Here is a 20918-nt window from a genome sequence, read left to right as displayed (position 1 = left end):
CACGCGTAGAGTCTCGATCGACGGCGACGTCATGGCCACCCGCACTCGAGTCCTTGGGTGCAGAGGCCCACCCCGTCGATCGGACGGGGCCTCGCAGGGCTGACGATCGCCGCACGGACCGCTGTCGCCAGCAGCTCGACCACGATTCCCTGTGACGACCTGCTCATCACTCCCGCCGTTCAGTAGCGCGCCTTGATCGCGGAAACGCTCATCTCGCCATCCGCCGTCGGCGGGTCGGGGACGCCGGTGCTCGTGTCCACGACGTAATCGAGCTGCGCCTGGGTGCTGGCGCCGTTGTCCAGCAGCACCCGCACGCTGAGGATGGACCCCGAGGGCAGGTCGCCGGTGTCGAGGGTGAGCTGTTCGATGCCGCTCTCGTCACCCGCGAGTTCGGCGACGAGCTCGTCGTTCGCCAGCACGCTGCCGGTGTAGGGGAGCTCCCAGCCTCCGTAGCCGTCGCACCAGCGGCTCCACACGTGGAAGCTCAGGTCGAAGGTTCCGCCCACGATCGCTCCAGGACCCGGGGAAACTCCCTCGACCTCGATGGCGGCGGTCGACTCGGGCTCGTGGTCGACCGGCGAGCAGTCGCAGTTGCCGTCGACGCCCGTGCAGTTGAAGACGAAGTGCGTCGGCCCGACGGGGGTCGACTGCTGGTAGATGTCCAGCAGGCTCTCCGTCTCGACGTTCACGAGCCAGTCCCAGCCCGGCCAGAGGCCGTTCGGTGGGGACACGTGGATGGTGCCGAGCAAGAGCATCGGCGCAGTGTCCACGCCCTCGGGCCATTCCCAGACGAGGGTTCCGCCAAGCTCGCCGGTAGCAGGTTCGTGAATCCAGTCGGCATCGATCTGGGCGTCGCCACCGTCGGGCCAGCCGGTCATCAGGATCCGGAGCTCACGCAGCGGCGTCGCCTGGCGCCTCATCAGGAGCAGGTAGAGGGTGAGTTCATCCGAGGAATCGCTGTCCGCGTTGCACAGCACGCCAGCGTTTTCCGCGTAGATGCCGACCGTCGAGTTCCCGCACCAGGCATGCCCTGGAACAGGCCAGGCCGCCAGCAAGACGGCGGCGAGCAAAGCCGCGCATTTCATGATCTCCTCCACGTCCCCACTCCGGCCATCACATCCGCTGCATCAGTAGAGCGCCTTGATCGCGGAGAAGCTCCTGGCGTCGTTCGCCGTGGGCGGATCCGGAACGCCCGTACTCGTGCCCACCGTGTACTCCAGCTGGGCCTCTGTGCTGGCGCCGTTGTCCAGCAGCACGCGCACGGTGAAAGATGAGCCCCCCGGTAAGTCCCCTGTGCTGAGCGTAAGTTGCTCGATGCCACTCTCGTCACCCGCGAGTTCGGCGACGAGCTCGTCGTTCACCAGTACACTGCCGGTATAGGGCAGCTGCTCCCCGCCACCGTAGTTGTCGCAGAGCAGGCTCCGCACGTGGAAGCTCAATTCGAAGCTTCCTGACACCACGTCGCCCGGTCCGGGCGAGAAGCCGGCCAGTTCGAGATCTGGTGCGTTGTACAGGGAGAGGTCCCAAACACAATTGCAGTCGACACTTCCCGCGCAGTTGAAGACGAACTCGAGACCGGCGTGCGGCGGCGTCTGTTGGTAGACGTCCTGGATCGACTGGATCTCCGTCCGCACGAACCAGTTCTCGCCTGGCCAGTCCTGGATGAGCGGGAAGACGTCGATCCGCCCCAGCAGCAGCACGGGGCCGCCGCTGAGCCCTTCGGGCCAGGACCAGGTCATCGTGCTGCCCGGAGCTCCCGACACCGGCGCGTGCTCCCAGACCGTCGTGACGATCGCTTCCCCATCGCCCGGCCAGCCCACCAGATCCAGCGCAAGCGACTCCAGGGGCGGCGACTGCCAGTCCCGGGTCAGGATGAGGTAGACACTAGTTGTGGTGTAGATGTCCGAATCGATCGAACACAGGATGGCCTGCGGCTCCCCGTAGAGGCCCACAACCGTCGGCGTGCAGACGCCGAGTGCGGGCGCCGCCGTTACAAGCGACAGAATCGCGGCGAACATCAGCTTCATTTTCATTGTGCCCCTCCCTCCCACGATTCGAGTCTAGCGCGTCCTCAACAACATGTCCACGCGGTCGGGCCGGATTCGCCGCTCGGGCCTGTTTTTGTCACCCGAATCGCACGGCCCGCAAGCGGATCTGTCGCTCCTGAAATCTCCTAACTCGTTAAGATTTGCGGGGTTCTTGACCCGCGTCGAAATTGGACTACCTTGGTCCCCAAGACCAAGGACCTGCATTGGGATTCCGTGGAAGGAGATGAAGACGATGCACAAGCTTCCTGATCTACCCTACGACTTCGGTGCTCTCGAGCCGCACATCGACGCGCGGACGATGGAGATCCATCACGACAAGCACCACGCCGGCTACGTCGCCAATCTGAACAAGGCCCTCGAGGCCGCCGGCGGCGCCTCCGCGGACAAGCCCCTGGACACCCTGCTCGCCCATCTCGGCGACGTGCCCGAGGCCCAGCGCACGGCGGTGCGCAACAACGGCGGCGGCCACTGGAACCACAGCCTCTTCTGGACGGTGATGAGCGGCAAGGGCGGCGGCGCTCCCGACGGCGCGCTGGCCAAGGCCATCGACGCGGCCTTCGGCTCCTTCGACAAGTTCAAGGAGCAGTTCGGCACCGCCGCGGCCACGCGCTTCGGCTCGGGCTGGGCGTGGCTGTCCGTGGCCGGCGGCAAGCTCGCGGTGAGCAGCACGCCGAACCAGGACAACCCGCTCATGGACGGCTCGGGTACGCCCATCCTCGGCCTCGATGTCTGGGAGCACGCCTACTACCTTCACTACCAGAACCGGCGACCGGACTACATCGGCGCCTGGTGGAACGTTGTCAACTGGAGCGAAGTAGCGAAGCGTTTCGACGCAGCGAAATAAGCCGACACCATTCCCGAAGGTTGACGCGGGGCCCCTCTCCCGGGGCCCCGTTTTCATTGAGGGCTGTCGATCCGACGCAGCCGCGCGCCCGCGAGCGCGAGCACGTCCCCTGCGCGGCAGTCGCGCAGCAGCAGTTCGCCGCCCACCACGTAGACGTCCCCGCCGCCAAGCCGCGCCCGGTTCCCCTTGAACACGCAGGCGCGCAGGCGCGGCGTCGCCTCCCAGGTGACGGCCAGCCCGCCGCCGTAGTCCGCCTCGCAGTCGAGGAACTGGCAGCTCTCGAAGCGCGGCGACGCCCCCTCGCAGAGCGCGCCCGCGCCCCGTTCGGCGGCGCCGCGCAGCACGGTGAAGCCGCGGACGAGACAGCGCGTGCCGGCCTCGCCGCGCAGCAGAAAGCCGCGCGACGCTCCCTCGCAATCCAGCACCGTGGCGCCGGGCCCGGCGCCGAGCAGGGTGAGCGCCTTGCCGCGGGTGTCGAGCGCCCGGTTGCCGGGCCCCGCGTAGATGCCCGCGGCCACGCGCACCGTGTCCCCGGGCGCGGCGGCGTCGAGCGCCTGCTGGATGCGGCAGAAGTCTCCGGGCACGCGAAGCTCGGCCGCCTGGGCGGCGAGGGGCGCGCTGAGGGCGAGAAGGATCGCGAGGAGTCGTGTCATGGCCGGTGCTCCACGGGGAGTCCTGGGGACGGCCCGGCCTGCTTCCTCGTCCATTCTAGCAGATTCGCGCTGAGGATTGAAGCGCGTGGCGGAGGGCTATTGCCGATCGCGGCTCGCCCGCCCTATGCTCGGCGCCGGTTCCATCCCAGGACGGAGTGCAATGCCCAAGACGACCTCGTCGCTCCCCGTGGTCACGCTCAAGCCCGGCGAGGAGCGGCGCCTGCGCCGCGGCCACTGCTGGGCCTACGACGCCGAGATCCACCGTGCCCCCGGTGGCCTTCGGGCAGGTGACAGTGTCATTCTCGTGGACGACCGCGGGCAGCAACTCGGATCGGCGCTGTGGAACCCCGCGTCGCTCATCCGCGCGCGGCTCTTCTCCCGGCGCGCGGTGGACTATCGCGAGCACGTGGGCGAGGCCGTGGGCAAGGCGCTGGCGCTGCGCGAGCTGCTCTACGGCGGCTCGCCCAACTACCGGCTGATCTACGGCGAGTCCGACGGCCTGCCCGGCCTCACCGTGGACCGCTACGGACCCCTGCTGGTGGCGCAGCTTGCCAGCGCCGTCAGCGAGGCGCACGCGCCCGCGCTGGTGGCCGCGCTCGAGGCCGTCCCCGGCGTGCGCGGGCTGATCCTGCGCCGCGACGGCTCCGTGCGCCGCAAGGAGAAGCTCCCGCGCGAGGAGCCCGAGCTGCTGGGCGAGATCCCCGACCCCGCCTGGGCCGAGGAGGGCGGCCTGCGCTTCGTGCTCGATCCGGTGGGCGGCCTCAAGGGCGGCTGGTTCTGGGACCAGCGCGACAACCGCGCCTGGCTGCGCGGCGTGGCGCGGGGACGGCGCGTGCTGGACATCTTCTGCCACAGCGGCGGCTTCGCGCTGCAGGCCGCCGCGGGGGGCGCGAGCCAGGTGCTGGGCCTCGATCGCTCCGAGCCCGCCCTCGCGCTCGCCCGGGCCAGCGCCGACGCCAACCGCCTCCGCGAGCGCTGCCGCTTCCAGGCGCTCGAGCTCATGCGCCCGGGCAAGGGCGGTCCCGGCTGGCCGCACGGCCAGTGGGACCTGGTGGTGCTCGACCCGCCGGCCCTCGCGAAGGAGCGCGACGAGGCCGAGTCAGCCCTCGGCGCCTACGAGCATCTCAACCGGCGCGCGGCGGGCCGCGTGGCGCCGGGGGGCATCCTCCTCACCTGCTCTTGCACCTACCCGGTGGAGGAGCGTGTCTGGCGCGGGCGCGTGCTGCGCGCCGTGGGCAAGGCCGGACGCCAGGCCCGCGTGATCTACACCGGCGGGCAGGGCGGCGATCACCCGGAGCTGCCCGGCATGCCCGAGACGCGCTACCTCAAGGTGCTCGGCCTGCAGCTGGACTAGGCGCCGCGCGCCGCGCCGCGGCGGCTCAGCGCGACGCCCAGCAGCACCAGCAGCGTCGACAGCGCGACGAGCACGCTGGGCGCGGCGGGCAGGTCGAAGCGCACCGAACCCATCAGGCCGAGCAAGCAGGCGGCGAAGGCGAAGGTCCAGCCCACGGCCAGCGCGCGGCCCGTGCGCTCGCTCGCCATCAGTCCGGCCACCGCGGGGATCACCAGCAGCCCGAAGACCAGCAGCACCCCCGCGATCTGCACGCTGGACGTCACCACCACGCCGAAGAGCGCATAGAACAGGAAGTCCCACCAGAACAGCGAGCGGCCGCGGCGGCGGGCGTCCTCCGGCGCGCTCGTGATCTCGAAGAAGGGCCGGCGCAGGAGCCAGTGCGCGACGCCGATCGCCGCGTAGAGCACGGCCGTCTTGGTGATGTGCCGCGGGTCGACGGTGAACAGCGCGCCGACCAGCGTCTCCTTCAGGTGCTCGGGGCCGGCGGGGCTCTTCTCCAGCGTCAGGAAGACCGCCGCCTGCGCCGTGGCGAAGACGATCCCGATGAAGGCCTCCAGCGGCACCTGCCGCCGCGCCTGCGTCCGCAGCCAGGCGAAGCAGGCGGCGCCCACCAGGGTCATGCCCAGCGCCATGGCGTAGGTCTCGACGGGATGCTCGTGGCGGCCCAGCATCACGGCCACCGCCACGCCCAGCGCGGCCATCTGCGCCAGGGCGAGATCGACGAAGATCACGCCCCGGCGCACCACGTGAAAGCCCAGGTAGGCGTGGATGCCGGCCAGCAGGAAGCAGGCGAGGAGGGCCGTGCGGAAGAAGGGAAGGCTCATGATCTCGAGCATGCTGGCTCCTCCTGGCTAGTCGCCGGCGATGGCCGACACCACCGCGCGGAAGTGGTCCAGGGTGCTGCCCGGAGTCACGTCGTCGCAGGACGGCGAGACCTTGGCGACGCGGAGCGGCGTCTGCCGGGCGAGGAAGGCGGGGGCGTCGTCGGAGTAGTAGGGCTCCTGCAGCAGCACGCGGATGCCCTGCCGCTGGATGAGCGTCACCAGCTCCTGCAGGTGGCCGGCCGTGGGCGGAATGCCCGGCACCGGCTCCACGTGCGCGGGCACGCTGAGGCCCATGGCGTCGGTGAAGTAGATCCACGAGGCGTGGTAGGTGAGGATCTGCCGCGTGGGCAGCGACGCCAGGCGGGCGATGCCGTCGGCGCGCGCGGCCTCGCAGTCGGCGGCGAAGGCCGTGGCGCGGGCGCGGTAGTCGCCGGCGTGCGCGGGGTCGAGACGGGCCAGCGCCTCGGCGATGTCCAGCGCCACGAGGCCCTCGTTGTGCGGGTCGAGCCAGTAGTGCGGGTTGCCGTTGGGGTGGACGTCTCCCTGGCGGGCGTCCACCCGCGTCGTGGGGACCTCGAGCGGTGAGACGTGCGCCGAGCAGTCCAGCACCGTGAGCTTGCCGCTGCGCGAGCCGTCGATGATCTGATCGGCCCACTGATCCAGCGACAGCCCCACCTTCAGGTAGAGCTGCGCCCTGGACACCCGCACCATGTAGGAAGGCAACACCTCCACGCGGTGGGGGTCGCTGCCGGGCCGCGCGATCGCGGCCACCTCCACCTGGTCGCCGCCCACGCTGGCGGCGATGGAGCCGAGATCGGTGGTGGAAGCCACCACGCGAAGCTTGGCCGCCGCCGGCGTCGCCAGCGCGAGAGCGAGCAGCCCCAGCAGGAGGCCGCGGAGTCGGTTCGTGTTCATGCTGTTCCTCCCGTCTAGAACTGGTGGGCCTTGTGCGGCCCCATGGAGTAGATGATGCGAAGGGTGAGGGTGTTCACCGCGTCGTGCGATTCCTCACCCGGCGACGTGGCGGGCTGCACGCGACGCCAGTCGAGGCGCAGCAGCGTGGTCTCCTCCATCACGGCGAAGCCGCCGAAGAGGCCCACGGACGCGTTCCAGTCCTTGTTGGCGTCGTCCTGCTGGAAGCGCTCGAACGACGCCCCGAGGTTCCAGCGCAGCGCGAAGTTGTAGTCGGCGAAGGCGTACCAGCCCCAGGGATCCACGGTGTCGTGGGCGTAGTGGCCGGTGTCGGGATCCAGGCTGGCGTCCTCGCGGTGTAGCGCCATCGCCTCGGCCTGCAGCAGGAGGTAGGCGCGTTCGCCGCGCCAGAGCTTGGCCTTGGCGTCGGCGCCGAGCACCCGCGTGCGGGTCCCCGCCGCCACGTTGTTGGTGCCCTCGGTGGCCGACAGACCGAGTTCCAGTCCCGACCGCTCTCCCAGCAGCGAGAAGGCGCTGAGGCGGGCGAGCACGGCCGGACGGGACTCGGTCTCCTCCTCGACCTCGTCGAGCCCGCGGCGGAAGCTGTCGCCCTGGAGCAGTTCGGCGGTCGCGACCACCGACAGCTCGCCCGGCGCGGGCAGGCGCAACGACGCCTGCAGGCCCGTATCGTTGAGCGACTCCTCGCCCGGCAGGAACGCGGCCAGCAAGCCGAAACGCTCGGCGAAGGGCAGGGAGTGGGGATGCTGGGTGTTCAGCTTGCCGAACTCCAGCCGGTGCTTGCCCAGCTTGAGGGCGAGGCCGAGCGGGACGCCGCGGAGCACTTCGACGTAACCCTCCTCCAGCTCGAGCCCTTCCTCGGCGTAGGCGAAGGTGAAGCTGCCGCGGGCGTATGGATTGAGATAGTCCTCGACGACGATTTCGGTCTCGCCCACGTCGAGGCGGACGCGTCCCCTGTCGGGACCCTCCTCGTCGCTGATCGTGAACTGCGGCTGACCGATGACCGAAAGCTTCGGATTGACGACTCCGGCGCGAACGCACGGAGCGAGCAGCAGCAGCGCCGCAAGGGCGACGCCGCGGGCCTGGATGGACATGGGACCTCCCGTGACCACAGGGTGCGCGCAGGTGCCATCCACCGGCGGGGCCGGCGGGGCGTGATGTCTGGCGTGGAATCGGGTCAGGCGGTGGGAGGGCCCCGGGTGCTGGGGCGGGAGAGGGGCAGCGCCGCGAGGCGCGGGGTGGCGTCCTCGGGCAGGACCTCGCGGGGCGCGCTCAGCGGCGCGACGAGCACCGGCGGCACGGCGTCCATGACCTGGAAGCCGTGGAAGAGCCAGCAGGTGGCGTGGTGACCGCTCTCGCCGTGTTCCGGCGGGCCGGCATGCACCAGCAGGTCGTGGGTGCCCTGCCCCGCCAGCCACAGGGACAGCAGCAGGAGCAGGGCGAGGGCGAGGCCCCCGCGACGTTGGCGCGCTTCGAGCATGGCCGCAGGGTAGTCATCCCGGGCGCGCCGGGCAAGCGGCCCCTCCCTGAACCCGGAAAAGAAATCAGCAAACAGGCGAATTTCGGGGCTTGTCCTCCGAGTTAGCTTGGGCTAAGTTCCCTCTCGCAGCGCCTCGAACCCCTCACCGGACGGCAAGATGGCCCACATTGGCGACCTCGGCGAAAGCCTCGAAGACTACCTCGAGATCATCCTGCAGCTCGTGCAGGAAAAGGGCGAGGCGCGGGCCAAGGACATCGCCCGGGCCAAGGGCGTGCGCATGGCCAGCGTCACCGGCGCGCTGCGGCGCCTGGCCGCCGAGGGGCTCATCGACTACCGCGCGCGGGAGACGGCCACGCTCACCGAGTCCGGCCACGAGCTGGCCAATCGGGTGCTGCAGCGGCACGAGTTCATCACGCGCTTCTTCACGGAGATCCTGGGCGTGAGCCGCGAGACGGCGGGTCGCGACGCCTGCTCGATCGAGCACGTCATCAGCCTGGAGACGCTGGATCGGCTGGCGGGCTTCGTGGAGTTCCTGCACGGCTGTCCGCGCGCGGGCGACGGGCTCGTGCAGCGCTTCAAGGACTGTTACGACGCGGGCCGCCGTGAGCTGAACGGGCAGGGGGGCGTGCCGCTGTCCTGCCGAAGCGGCGCCTGCCTGGAGGGCTTCGGCCCGGATGCCGTCGGCCTCTTCAGCCGCGACGCCGAGGTGACCACGCTCGACCGTCTGCAGCCCGGCCAGCGCGGCCGGGTGGTGAACGTCCGCGCGGCCACGGAAATCCGGCAGCGCCTGCTGGACCTGGGCCTGCTGCCCGGCGTGGAGGTCGCGCTGCACCGCGTGGCGCCGCTGGGCGATCCCATCGACATCAAGCTGAAGGGCTTTCACCTGTCGCTGCGCAAGGCAGAGGCGGCGACCATCGGCGTGGAGCGGGTCTGAACATGGCGGGCATCCCCAGCGAACTCCTGCGCAATCGCGAGCTGACGGTGGCCCTGGCGGGCAACCCCAACTCGGGCAAGACCAGCCTCTTCAACCGCCTCACCGGCGGCCACCAGCACGTGGGCAACTACCCCGGCGTGACGGTGGAGAAGAAGTGGGGGCGTCTGCGCGGCGTGGGCGGGCCGATGAACGTCGTGGACCTGCCCGGCACCTACAGCCTCAACGCCCGCAGCGACGAGGAGCGCGTCGCCCGCCGCTTCCTGCTCGACGAACGCCCGGACGTGGTGGTGGACGTCGTCGACAGCTCCAATCTCGAGCGCAACCTCCACCTGGCCGTGCAGCTCATGGAGCTGGAGGTCAACTTGGCGCTCGTGCTGAACATGTCCGACGTGGCCCACTCCCAGGGCCAGCGCCTGGACCTGACCCGCCTCGGCGAACTCACCGGGGCCGTGGTGGCCGAGACGGTGGGGCACCGGGGCGGGGGCATCGACGCGCTGAAGCAAAGGCTGCGGGACGCCGCGGCCCGCCCCGCGCGCTCGCCCCGCGTGGACTACGGCGACGACCTGGAGCGCGAGATCGAGCTGCTGCAGGACTGGGTGTCCGGGCTGGACGACCTGCGCTTCCCCCTGCGCTACGCGGCGATCAAGCTGCTGGAAGGCGACATGGAAGTGCTCGCCGCCGTGGAGGCGCGCGTCCCCGACCGCGACGCCCTGCGCGAGCACCTGAACGGCGTGAACGAGCGCCTGCAGCGGAAGTACAAGGACACGGCCGCGGTGCTCATCGCCGACCGGCGCTACGGCTTCGCGGCCGGCCTCGCGCGCGAGGTCACCCGGCGCCCGGCGCGCGTGGACCGCGTGACCGAGAGCGAGCGCATCGACGCCGTTCTCACCCATCGCCTGCTGGGCCTGCCCATCTTCCTGTTCTTCATGTACGGCCTCTTCTGGCTCACCTTCACCCTGGGCGCGCCGCTGATGGACGGGATCGACGCGGCCTTCGGCTGGCTCTCCGGCGTCGTCAGCGGCGCCTGGCCGGTCGGCCACGGCGGCTGGCTGCGGAGCCTGCTGGTGGACGGGGTGATCGGCGGCGTGGGCGGCGTGCTCGTCTTCCTGCCGAACATCGTGCTGCTCTTCCTCGGCATCAGCCTGCTCGAGGACACGGGCTACATGGCGCGGGCCGCCTTCATCATGGACCGGGTGATGCACCGCTTCGGCCTGCACGGGAAGAGCTTCATCCCCATGCTCATCGGCTTCGGATGCACGGTGCCGGCCATCATGGCCACGCGGGCGCTGCCCAGCCGGCGCGACCGTCTCGTGACCATGATGATCCTGCCTTTCATCTCCTGCGGCGCGCGTCTGCCCATCTACCTGCTGCTCATTCCCGCGTTCTTCCCGCGGGCCTGGCACACGCCGGTGCTCTTCGGGCTCTACCTGCTCGGCCTGCTGCTGGGGCTCGTGGTGGCGCGGATCCTCAGCCGCAGCGTGCTGGCGGGGCTGGCGACGCCCTTCGTCATGGAGCTGCCGCCCTACCGGCGGCCGACGACGCGCAGCATCGGCATCCACGTCTGGCAGCGCGCGTGGATGTACCTGCGCAAGGCGGGGACGATCATCCTCGGCATCTCGGTGCTGCTCTGGTTCCTGATGAGCTTTCCCCGGCCGGCGAGCTTCCGGGTGGACACGAGCGGGGCGGCGGCCTCGATGGGGCAGAGCGAACTCGCCGCGGCGCGCGCGGCGGAGGCGCTGGAGTACTCCCTGGCCGGGCGCATCGGCCGCGCGATCCAGCCGGTGATGGCCCCGCTGGGCTTCGACTGGCGCATCAACACGGCCTTCCTCGGCGCCTTCGCGGCGAAGGAGGTCTTCGTCGCGCAGCTCGGGATCATCTTCTCCATGGGCGAGGTGGACGAGAGCTCGGCGGGACTTCGCCAGGCGCTCACGCGCCACTACAGCCCGCTGCAGGGGCTGTCCATCCTCGTCTTCGCGCTGCTGGCCACGCCCTGCATGGCCACCTTCGCGATCTCCCGGCGGGAGTCGGGGCGCTGGGCCTTCGCCGCCGCGCAGTGGCTGGGCCTGACGGGGATGGCCTACCTCTTGTCGCTCATCATCTTCCAGCTGGGTTCGCGGCTGCTCTCCTAGCGCGGCGCCCTGCCGCGAGTGTCGCCCGTAGATGACATATCGCGAAAAGGGAGGAATCGGTAAACGACATTCTCCCTATACCTGCGCTTCATCTGCTATAATCGACCGGTCACTGGCCACGTATACCGGAACTGGCAGGATGCCTGCGGGAGGCTTGACGATGCGGAACGGGCTTGCCCTTCACGCGCTTGTCACGGCCCTGCTCCTCGCAGTTGGGGCAGCGCCTTCACTGGCCCACGAGGCCTTCTCACAGAATCCCGATCCCGCCCACGGCCCCGTGCCGAACTTCCCGCGCACGGATCTGCTCCAGGAGAGCTTCGAGGCCGGCGTGCCGCCGACGGGATGGGCGATCATCCAGCTGGGCAGCAGCAACACGTGGGAGGCGACGAGCAACTACGTCCATTCGGGCGACTTCTCCGCCTACGTGCGCTACGGCCCCCAGGGCTCGCCCCAGGACGAGTACCTGGTCACGCCGGCGCTCGACTTCTCGGCCTTCGCCTCGGCCTACCTCGAGTTCTACGAGCAGCAGCAGTACTGGCCGGGTTACGGCGAGCACCACTACATCGGCGTCAGCACCACCAGCCAGACCGATCCCGCCGAGTTCACGATGCTCGTGGACTGGACGCCCGCCAACCACGCCATCGACGGCTTCGCCAGCGACCCCGAGGTGGTCGACCTGAGCGCCTACGCGGGCGAGGACACGGTCTACGTCTGCTTCCGCTACCAGGGCACCTACGCCGACAACTGGTACATCGACGACGTGCGCGTCTACGAACCCTTCGACCACGACCTGGTGCTGGCCACGCTTGCTCCCGGCGACGCGCAGTTCGGCGATGGCGACCCGCTCCAGCCGCAGGTGCACGTGCTCAACCGGGGCACGAACGCCGAGGACTTCGACCTGGTCCTCCAGATCGAGGAGTCCGGCGCGCTCGTCTACCAGGAGACGCAGTCGCTGCACCTGGAGATCGGCGAGGGGCAGGACGTCAGCTTTCCCGACTTCCTGGTCGCGGCGGGCAACTACTACCGCCTGCACGCCGAGGCGCAGCTCGCCAGCGAGGAGCACCCCGAGGACAACGTCCTCGACCGGGTCTGCAACAGCTACACGCAGCGCCACACGCCGCTGGGCTGGATCCACACGAACGCGGGCTGCAGCTACTGCGCGCCCATCGAGTACGGCTTCGACGACTGGCTGCCCAGCCAGGGCGACTCCGTGGCCATGATCCGCTGCCACACCTGGTGGCCCAACGGCGGCGACATCATGTACCTGCAGAACGTCATCCAGAATCACACGCTGATCCTGGACTACGGGGCGGACTACACGCCGCACTTCTGGGTGGACGGCATCGTGGACGCGGGCTATTCCACCAACCCGCCCGACTACATCGAGCCCTTCGACGCACGCAAGGCGGTGCTCAGCCCCGGGCTGATCGGCCTGCACTGGCGCCCGGCGGACTCCACGCTGGTGACCTGCCTCGACCTGATCGAGCCCCTGGACCCGGCGGGCGACTACCGGCTGCAGGTGGCCGTCACCGAGGACAGCATCTACTTCGCCGGCGGGAACGGGCACAACGTCCACAACCAGGCGCTGCGGCGGATCTTCCCCGTGGATCTGTCGGGGCTGCCGGTTCAGCCCGAGACGGGCATCCAGACCTTCAGCACCGTGATCACCCCCGAGTCCTTCTGGATCCGCCGCAACATGAACGCGACCGTCTTCCTGCAGGACGCGAACAGCCGCCGCATCTGGCAGGCGAGCGGCGGCCGCCTGAACGACCTGGTGGGCCAGCTTCGCATCGAGCCGTCGGTCTGCAGCTTCTACCCCGGCGAGCTGTGCACGCTGCAGGTGGTGATCGACCCCAGCCAGATCCCGGTGAAGGGCGTCGACGTGGTCATCGATTTCGACGAGAGCCTGGTGGAACTGCAGGGCATCGAGCCCGGCGACTGGATCGGCAGCTCCGGCCTCACCGACTACTTCTTCGACTACACGGCAAGCGACAGCACGGTGGCCCACTTCTCAATGGCCTTCCTCGACGGCACGCGCGGCGAGGTCGGCGAACTGGCGCGCCTGATCTTCAGGGGCGTGGCCACGGGCGTCTCGCCGCTGACCTTCACGCTGGAGAAGGTGCGGGACGTCAGCAACACCGAACTCGGCTACACCACCAGCGAGAACGACTCGCTGATCGTGCTGATGGACCTCACCGCCACCGAAGAGCAGCCCGAGGCCGCGCCGCTCGCGCTGCGCCTCCTGGGCAACCGCCCCAATCCCTTCAATCCCAGCACCGAGATCGCCTTCACCCTGCCCCAGGCCGGGCTCTGGCACGTGCTCGTCTACGACGCGTCGGGGCGGCGAGTGCGCACGCTGGCGGATGGCTGGCTGGAGGCGGGCACGCAGCGTCTGCGCTGGGACGGACTCGACGACCGCGGCGCGAGCGCCAGCAGCGGTCTCTACCTGCTGCGCGTCGCCGGCCCGGCCGGTCAGGTGACGGGGAAGATGGTGCTCCTGAAGTAGCGAGCTTGTGTCCTCTCGCGCCCCGCTTCGAAGGGGCGCGACCCGGACACAAGTCTCGCTTGCGTGGCAGAGCAGAGGGGCGCGACCCGGACACAAGTCTCGCTTGCGTGGCAGAGAGCAGGACGGCGGTCGCTAGCGCCTCATCCGGCTCGCCGCACCGACGCCCCGGGCGCGTAGGCCGCGTGGATCTCCTCGAAGTTCCAGAACTCGATGGCCGGGTCGCTCTTGCGGACCGCGTCGATGGTGTCCTGCACCAGGCGCAGGCTGGCCTCGCTGTTGTGGTAGCGGTGATGCAGCAGCCAACCGATGGCGTTGATGTGCCGCTTGGCCTCCTCGAAGCGCTGCATGAGCTCGTCGACGGAGAAGAACGTGCACTCCTGGCTGCCGTAGTGGCCGTAGTAGCTGTCGATGTAGGTGATCGCCATGTCGATGGTGAAGGTGCTCGTCCCCGGGTAGATCTCCAGGTGGTGGCTGATGTGGCGATTCATGATCTGCCCCTTGCCCATCAGGCGGCCGAGGGCGTAGAAGAGGCGGCGTGAGCGGCGCGGATTGTAGTGCCCGTTGAAGACCTTGTAGCCCAGGGCGTCCACCGCGCGGATGGCGTCCTGGTTGTAGGGACCGTAGGGAAAGTTCATCGCCGAGAACCACTGGTCGCCGAAGCGCGCGTCCATGATGTCCTGTCCGCGCTTGAGGTCCTCGTACTGCTCGCGGTAACCGCGCTTGCCGCCGAACTCCCCGTCGTAGTGCTTGGTGTGGTTGTAGCCGTGCTGCATGATCTCGAGCAGCCGGCCGTGCTGCGCCTTCTTCTCGAGCAGCCAGTCGACGCAGTCGTCGGTGACGTTCCCCGGCTCCACCGCGTGGATGATCGGGATCTCCGCCGCGAAGAAGAGCTCGCTGAGCGCGATCAGCTCCGGCGTCAGCTCGTTGACGTCGTCGTTGCGGAAGAAGGCGATGACCGGCTCGCGGCCACCGTCGCCACGGATGTCCTGAGGCATGCTGCTAGGCTCCCTCGATCAGTCGCTCGTAGATGCCGATGCTTCGCTCGGCCAGGAGAGCGAGGGAGAAATCCGTTTCCACCCTCCGTCGGCCCGCCTTGCCCAGCTCTCTGGCAAGCCCTGGATTTTGCAAGAGCTGTTCCACCCGCTCGGCGATCGCGTCGGGATCGCGGCTTGGCAGCAGCTGACCGGTTTCGCCCTCGCGGACGAGCTCGGCATTGCCCCCGGCGGCCGTCGCCAGCACGGGCAGACCGACGGCCATGGACTCCAGGATCATGTTGGAGAGGCCTTCGCTTCGGCTGGTGAGCAGCGCCAGATCCGCGGCGGCGAGCAGCGCGGGGACGTCGTCCCTGTCGCCTGCCATCCAGAGACCGGGGTCCGGTTCGGTGGCGAGCCACCGTCGCAGGTCGGGCCCCAGGTCGCCGTCTCCCACCAGCCAAAACCGAGCAGCAGGCAGATTCTGACGCACTTTTCGTCCCACCGCCAGAAAAAGTCGCGGATCTTTTATGGGGTGGAGCCTGGCCACCATGATCACCACCGGATCGTCCGGCCCCACGCCCAGCGCGGCCCGGACGCGCTCCCTGGCCGCGGGGTCCGGGCGGTAGCGCTCGGCGTCCACGCCGTTGGGCAGCAGCAGCTGCCACGCGCGGCCGGGGTCGTGCACCCGCGCCAGGTAGGCGTTTCGCCCCTGTACGGAGTTGTGGATGACCCGTGACGTCCCCGCCGCCAGCAGGCGCTCCAGCAGGGCGTCGCCGGGACCCACCTGATAGCCCATGTCGCGCAGGGTGGCCAGCACCGGCGTCTGGCCGCTCAGGCAGGCCGCCAGGCGCCCCACGTGGTTCGCCTTCACGAGCCAGGTCTGGAGGATGTCCGGCGGGCGCCGCCGCAGCAGCCGCGCGAGCGCCAGGAACTGGCCGATGGGCCCGCCGTGATCGCGCCGGTCCAGCGCGCGCACGGCGCAGCCTGCCTCCTGGAAGGCCGGCGCCAGCGCGCCGCCCGCCTTCAGCGCGACCACCTCCTGTTCGAAGCGGCCGGCCGGCAGCCCGCGGACGAGCGCGAGCAGCTGGCGTTCGGCGCCGCCCCGATCGAGCTGGGTGATGACGTGGAGGATGCGGATCATGCGGGTCCCGTCCCGCCGCGGCGGGACGGCCGCGGGCCGCCCCAGTGTAGCCGCGAGCGGCGAGCCTGCAACGAAAATGCCGCGGGTCAGCCCGCGCGGCGGTCGAGGGTGTAGAAGGCGTCCACGATCAGCGTGGCGGCGTGCTCCGTGTCCATCTGCTCCATGTTGACGATCAGATCGTAGTGGTCCAGCTCCTGCCCCGCCTGGAGGAAGTGGGTGCGCAGGAAGTCACGGCGGCGCTGATCCAGCTCGCGCAGCGCCCGCGCGGCCTCGCGGGGCTCCAGGCCCTGGTGACGCCCCAGCGCGGCCAGGCGGTGCCCGGGCGGGGCCGTCACCATGACACGCAGGCCCGCCGACGGCGGCAGGATGAAGTTCGCCCCGCGCCCCACGATGACCGCGTTCCCGTGCAGCGCCAGCGTGAGCAGCACGCGCTTGAGGTGGCGCAGGTAGCCGACGTTGCCCAGGGAGCTAGTGTCGAGGGTGGTCTGGATGAGGTCGTCCATGGCGCTGCGGCTGTGCTCGTCGAGGCTGGCGACGAACTTGCCGAGCACCCTGGCGTCGCGGGCGATGTGATCGACGATCTCCCGGTCGAAGAGCTCCCAGCCCAGCAGCTGGGCCGCCCGGGCGGCGACCGCGTCGCCGCCGGCGTAGGGCAGGCGGCTGACGCTCAGGTAAGGCCCGAGCTGGGCCGCGTCCGTGCCCTGCTCGCGGCGGCGGCGCTGGCTCACCTCCCGGCGCAGCTCCCAGCTCTGCAGATGGCGCCCGACGATCTTGTCCAGGTCGGGAGTCCGGTAGCTCCGCATCACCGCACCTCCGCCATCTCCCAGTCTAGCCTGGCTTCGGACGCTGGCAAGCGGTACCTTGTGCCGCGGATTCTGTATCTGCTCAAGGCCGATGCTCTCACCGACTGCATCTTCCACCCTAGGCCGCGTACGCAAGCGAGTGCCGCCGATTGACGCCCAGCGCCGGTGTCTCGTCCTCGCCGGCGTAGGTCGTAGCCCAACTCGCCGGCAGCTCGATCCGGGTCCTGAACAACCGCTCCGATAGGATCTCCGGCACACGCAGCAAGCGGTCGGTCAGCCCCTTCAGCATCGCCGGGCTCACCGGCGGCCCCTTCTCGTGCCGACGCTTCACGCAATTCCGCCAGACTACCAGGATCCAAAGCCGCAGTGCTGAGGCGTTCCGCCGCTTTGACCAGGCGATCGTCTCCCGCCGGTGGTTCGCGCTGCTGTGGCGGATCAGCAGGTCCAGCAGATTGACTTCGAAGAGGTCGTTGTCGGCGTCCCGGCGCGCCGTCGAGGGCGTGATGTGGTGCGCAAACCTCACCTTCAGCGGCAGCATGGCCCGCGGGTAGGCCGGGTGGTCGTCGCTGCGGAGTTCCAGCCGATCCAAACCCCGGCAGACGATCCGCAGCAGCTCGCGAACGCCCTTCTCCACGGCCTTCCGGTCGGGTCTTCCCCAGCGCTCCTCGAGTTCCGCGCGGCGCTTCTTCTGATCCGAGCGCATTCGACCCTTTCGGCGGAGCGGGCTGTCGGTGAAGCCGAAGGCGAAGCTGCTCTCGGCCTCGACGGCCAGGTTGTGGTGGAAGGGGAAGTACTGGCTGTACTCGAAGGTCTCGAAGCCGTCGACTACAACGGCTCCCCGCGGTCTACAGCGCTCGAGGAGCCTGGTTTGGTAGAGCAGGCAGTGCCTCCCCAATCGAGCCAGCTGGCGATCCACGGTACTCGGCGCCACACCCAGATCCCGGGCGATCTGCCGATTGGCCATGCCGCCGACGGTCTTCATGAAGAGCCTGGGCAGGACGTCCGGCCGCTTGAGCCAGTAGCGGGTCGAGAAGGTCTGGGTACTGAAGGAGCGCCTGCAGTCGGTGCACTGGAAACGCTGGATGCAGTGCGGCTTGACGGCCCGGTAGTAGACGCCCTGGCGTTTGAAGGGCCAGCGGCCGTCCAAGATCCGGTGGTACTTGCAGTTGGGATTGGGGCAGAAGGGCGGCTGCCAGCTCTGGCGGAGAATCGTGGGCTTGTTCATGGCCTGGCCCCGGCAGGACCCGGGCCAGCTACAACATCGGCGGCACAAGGTAGACCTTTCCCCCGGCGGGCGTGCAGACTAGGATGGGGGCCCTTCCGGAGGTCCACATGCCGCGGGACACCCTGCCCAGCGCCTTCAGCTTCGCCGGCTTCGATCGGCTCATGCCCTTCCGCATCCGGGACATCCTCCTGGTCTCGAGCCTCTACGACTCATTCGTGATCGAGCAGGACGGGCGGCTCACCGAACTCCTGCTCAGCGAGTACGCTCAGCTCAACCTGAGCTACGCGCCGCTGGTCACGCGCGTCTCCTCGGGCGAGGAGGCCCTGGCGCGGCTGAGGGACCAGCGCTTCGATCTGGTCATCACCATGACCCGGCTCGGCGACATGGCCGTTCGCGACTTCGGCCGCCGGGCCAAGCTGGCGCGCCCGGACATCCCCGTGGTGCTGCTGGTCTACAACACCCGCGAGCTGGCGATCCTCGGGGAGCAGGAGCTCAAGCCCGACATCGACCGCGTCTTCGCCTGGCGCGGGGACGCGCGCATCCTGCTGGCCATCATCAAGTGCATCGAGGACTCGGTGAACGCCGCCGGCGACGCCTTCGAGGGCCAGGTCCGCTGCATGCTGCTGGTGGAGAACTCGGTGCGCTTCTACTCCAGCTACCTGCCCATGATCTACACGGAGCTGATGCGCCAGACCCAGGGGCTCATGGCCGACGGCATCGACCTCATGGACAAGCTCCTGCGCATGCGCGCGCGGCCGAAGATCCTGCTGGCGGAGAACTTCGAGGAGGCCCAGCGGCTCTACGACCTCTTCGCCGACTACATGCTCTGCGTCATCACCGACGCCGGCTTCGAGCGCGAGGGCGTGCTCGACCCGCGCGCGGGGGTGGAGTTCATCCGCGGGGTGCGTCACGCGGACCCGGACCTGCCGGTGCTGCTCCAGTCCTCGGACGAGAACCGCGCCCAGGAGGCCTACGCGCTGGGCGTGGGCTTCCTGCACAAGGGCTCGCCCACCCTGCTCGCGGATCTGCGCGGCTTCATGAAGGCCAACCTCGGCTTCGGCGACTTCGTCTTCACGCTGCCCAACGGCAGCGTGGTGGGACGCGCCAGCGATCTCACGGCCATGTCGCGACTGCTCAAGGAGGTGCCCGGCGACTGCATCCGCTACCACGCCCGACGCAACCACTTCTCCAACTGGTTCATGGCCCGCACCGAGTTCGAGCTGGCGCTGCGGATCCGTCCGGTGAAGGTGAGCGAGTTCGCCGACAACGAAGAGCTGCGCGACTACCTGCGCGCCACGCTGAGCGAGTACCGCAAGCTGATGGCCCGGGGCCGGGTGGCCGACTTCTCCCGCCAGCACTTCGACACCAGCAGCAGCTTCGTGCGCATCGGCGCGGGCTCGCTGGGCGGCAAGGGGCGTGGCCTGGCCTTCGTCGACGCCCTGCTCTCGCGCTACGACTTCCGCGAGCGCTATCCCAGCGTGCGGATCACCGTGCCGGAGAGCGCGGTGCTGGCGACGGGCGTCTTCGACCAGTTCATGGAGGAGAACGGGCTGCTGTCCCGCGCGCTGGCCGCCAGGGACGACGCCGAGGTGGCCGAGCTCTTCGTCCGCGCGCGCCTGCCGCTCGAGGTGCGCGACGACCTGACGGCCTTCCTCGAGGAGGTTCACTACCCGCTGGCCGTGCGCTCGTCGAGCCTGCTGGAGGACAGCCAGCACCAGCCCTTCGCGGGCGTCTACACGAGCCACATGCTCTGCAACAACCATCCCGACGACGACGTCCGCCTGGACCAGCTCTGCCACGCCGTGAAGCTGATCTACGCCTCCACCTACTTCGCCGGCGCGAAGGCCTACCTGCGCGGCACGCCCAACCGCATCGAGGAAGAGAAGATGGCGGTGATCGTCCAGCGCGTGGTGGGCGAGCGGCACGACGATCTGCTCTACCCCACCATCGCGGGGGTGGCGCAGTCCTACAACTTCTACCCGGTGTTCGGCGAGAAGCCCGAGGAGGGTTCGGCGACCGTCGTGCTCGGCCTCGGCAAGGGCGTGGTGGAGGGCGAGCGGAGCCTCTGGTTTTCCCCTGCGCACCCGCGCAAGCTGCCGCAGTTCGGGAGCACGGCGGACATCCTGAGGAGCAGTCAGCGGGAGTTCTGGGCGCTGGATCTCAGCCAGCCGGACACCTTCGCCAGCACCGACGGCAACGCCGGCCTCGTGCGTCAGGATCTCGACCGCGCCGAGCGCGACGGCACGCTGGGCATGGTGGCGTCCACATACATGGCCGACAACGACGCGGTCTACGACGGCATCTCCCGGCCCGGCGTGCGGCTCATCACCATGGCCGGCGTGCTGAAGACCGACCGCTTCCCGCTGCCCGCGCTGCTCGGCGAGCTGCTGGGCCTCGGCAGCCGGGGGATGGCCTCGCCGGTGGAGATCGAGTTCGCGGCCCAGCCCGGCGGCGGGGGCGCGCCCGCCGAGTTCGCCCTGCTGCAGATTCGTCCGCTGGTGGTTGGGCGCGAGGAGATCGACATCGACGCCCGCCTCGCCGAGGGCGGCCGCACGATCATCCGCTCGGACGCCGTGATGGGCAACGGGGCGGTGGAGGGCGTGCGCGACCTGATCTTCGTCCACCCCGACCGCTTCGACCGCGGCCGCACGCCGGACGTGGCGCGCGAGATCCGCGCCCTCAACGAGAAGCTGGCCGCCGAGGAACGCAACTACCTGCTGCTCGGGCCGGGGCGCTGGGGCTCGCGCGACCGCTGGCTCGGCATCCCCGTGGCCTGGGCGGACATCAGCTGGGCGCGGGTGATCGTGGAGACTGGCATGGCCGACATCGCCGTGGAGCCCAGCCAGGGCAGCCATTTCTTCCACAACCTGACCAGCTTCGAGGTGGGCTACTTCACGGCCCACGAGGGCAAGGCGGGCGCGCTGGTCAACTGGGACTGGCTGCTGGAGCAGCCGGTGGCCGAGGAGACGGGCTTCCTGCGGCATCTGCGGCTCGAGCGTCCGCTGGCGGTGTATCTCGATGGGCGCCATGGACGCGGCGTGGTGCTGGAGCCCTAGGCCGCAGGGCACGAGAA

The 20918-nt window shown here is 69.6% G+C and carries 17 protein-coding genes; 6 read left to right on the top strand and 11 right to left on the bottom strand.

Features of this window, described 5'->3' with window-relative positions; translation table 11 throughout:
- Positions 1–179: 179 nt before the first annotated feature.
- Together H6693_08415 and H6693_08410 are read right to left on the bottom strand one after the other, a co-directional pair.
- Positions 180–920: a hypothetical protein gene (locus H6693_08415; GenBank protein MCB9516205.1), complete on the bottom strand. Its 741-nt coding sequence runs from the start codon at positions 918–920 to the stop codon at positions 180–182.
- 207 nt (positions 921–1127) lie between these two features.
- Complete coding sequence (locus H6693_08410) at positions 1128–2033, bottom strand: hypothetical protein (GenBank protein ID MCB9516204.1); 906 nt, start codon at positions 2031–2033, stop codon at positions 1128–1130.
- A gap of 247 nt (positions 2034–2280) precedes the next feature.
- Between H6693_08410 and H6693_08405 the strand changes: the two genes are divergently transcribed.
- A complete protein-coding gene (locus H6693_08405) occupies positions 2281–2892 on the top strand; it encodes a superoxide dismutase (GenBank protein MCB9516203.1) in 612 nt (203 codons plus the stop codon).
- 53 nt (positions 2893–2945) lie between these two features.
- Here H6693_08405 and H6693_08400 read toward each other — a convergent pair whose 3' ends face one another.
- A complete protein-coding gene (locus H6693_08400; protein MCB9516202.1) occupies positions 2946–3545 on the bottom strand; it encodes a hypothetical protein in 600 nt (199 codons plus the stop codon).
- A gap of 160 nt (positions 3546–3705) precedes the next feature.
- On the opposite strand from H6693_08400, the gene H6693_08395 reads away from it, so the two are divergent.
- Entirely contained in the window at positions 3706–4899 is a 1194-nt protein-coding gene (locus H6693_08395) for a class I SAM-dependent rRNA methyltransferase (GenBank protein ID MCB9516201.1), read from the top strand.
- On the opposite strand, the gene H6693_08390 is transcribed toward H6693_08395, so the two are convergent.
- The 4 genes from H6693_08390 to H6693_08375 all read right to left on the bottom strand — a co-directional run bounded on the left by H6693_08390 (position 4896) and on the right by H6693_08375 (position 8133).
- Positions 4896–5735, bottom strand: a complete 840-nt coding sequence (locus H6693_08390; GenBank protein ID MCB9516200.1) for a metal ABC transporter permease — start codon at positions 5733–5735, stop codon at positions 4896–4898. The genes H6693_08395 and H6693_08390 overlap by 4 nt on opposite strands.
- 15 nt (positions 5736–5750) lie before the next feature.
- Positions 5751–6638: a zinc ABC transporter substrate-binding protein gene (locus tag H6693_08385; protein MCB9516199.1), complete on the bottom strand. Its 888-nt coding sequence runs from the start codon at positions 6636–6638 to the stop codon at positions 5751–5753.
- 14 nt (positions 6639–6652) lie between these two features.
- The gene (locus H6693_08380; protein MCB9516198.1) at positions 6653–7747 is read right to left on the bottom strand and encodes a hypothetical protein; all 1095 of its coding nucleotides are present in this window, start codon (positions 7745–7747) and stop codon (positions 6653–6655) included.
- Between the two features lie 83 nt (positions 7748–7830).
- On the bottom strand, positions 7831–8133 hold the full coding sequence (locus H6693_08375; GenBank protein ID MCB9516197.1) for a hypothetical protein: 303 nt from the start codon (positions 8131–8133) through the stop codon (positions 7831–7833).
- A 157-nt stretch (positions 8134–8290) separates the two neighbouring features.
- Here H6693_08375 and H6693_08370 point away from each other — a divergent pair, with 157 nt between their 5' ends.
- The 3 genes from H6693_08370 to H6693_08360 all read left to right on the top strand — a co-directional run bounded on the left by H6693_08370 (position 8291) and on the right by H6693_08360 (position 13702).
- A complete protein-coding gene (locus H6693_08370; protein MCB9516196.1) occupies positions 8291–9067 on the top strand; it encodes a DtxR family transcriptional regulator in 777 nt (258 codons plus the stop codon).
- 2 nt (positions 9068–9069) lie between these two features.
- Entirely contained in the window at positions 9070–11196 is a 2127-nt protein-coding gene (gene feoB / locus H6693_08365; GenBank protein MCB9516195.1) for a ferrous iron transport protein B, read from the top strand.
- A 160-nt stretch (positions 11197–11356) separates the two neighbouring features.
- Positions 11357–13702 carry a choice-of-anchor J domain-containing protein gene (locus H6693_08360; GenBank protein MCB9516194.1) on the top strand — a complete coding sequence of 782 codons (2346 nt, stop codon included), beginning with the start codon at positions 11357–11359 and terminating at the stop codon, positions 13700–13702.
- A 140-nt stretch (positions 13703–13842) separates the two neighbouring features.
- On the opposite strand, the gene H6693_08355 is transcribed toward H6693_08360, so the two are convergent.
- The 4 genes from H6693_08355 to H6693_08340 all read right to left on the bottom strand — a co-directional run bounded on the left by H6693_08355 (position 13843) and on the right by H6693_08340 (position 17845).
- The gene (locus H6693_08355; protein MCB9516193.1) at positions 13843–14697 is read right to left on the bottom strand and encodes a polysaccharide deacetylase family protein; all 855 of its coding nucleotides are present in this window, start codon (positions 14695–14697) and stop codon (positions 13843–13845) included.
- Between the two features lie 4 nt (positions 14698–14701).
- Entirely contained in the window at positions 14702–15817 is a 1116-nt protein-coding gene (locus H6693_08350) for a glycosyltransferase (GenBank protein ID MCB9516192.1), read from the bottom strand.
- A gap of 86 nt (positions 15818–15903) precedes the next feature.
- Entirely contained in the window at positions 15904–16620 is a 717-nt protein-coding gene (locus H6693_08345) for a cytidylate kinase-like family protein (GenBank protein ID MCB9516191.1), read from the bottom strand.
- A gap of 118 nt (positions 16621–16738) precedes the next feature.
- Positions 16739–17845, bottom strand: a complete 1107-nt coding sequence (locus tag H6693_08340) for an IS1 family transposase (protein MCB9516190.1) — start codon at positions 17843–17845, stop codon at positions 16739–16741.
- 107 nt (positions 17846–17952) lie between these two features.
- Between H6693_08340 and H6693_08335 the strand changes: the two genes are divergently transcribed.
- A complete protein-coding gene (locus tag H6693_08335; GenBank protein ID MCB9516189.1) occupies positions 17953–20901 on the top strand; it encodes a histidine kinase in 2949 nt (982 codons plus the stop codon).
- The last annotated feature ends 17 nt before the right edge of the window (positions 20902–20918 follow it).

It is taken from the genome of Candidatus Latescibacterota bacterium, assembly GCA_020633725.1.
Classification (GTDB): domain Bacteria; phylum Krumholzibacteriota; class Krumholzibacteriia; order JACNKJ01; family JACNKJ01; genus VGXI01.
Note: the sequence above shows the minus strand (reverse complement) of the source record. Positions and strands in the feature narration are given on the sequence as shown.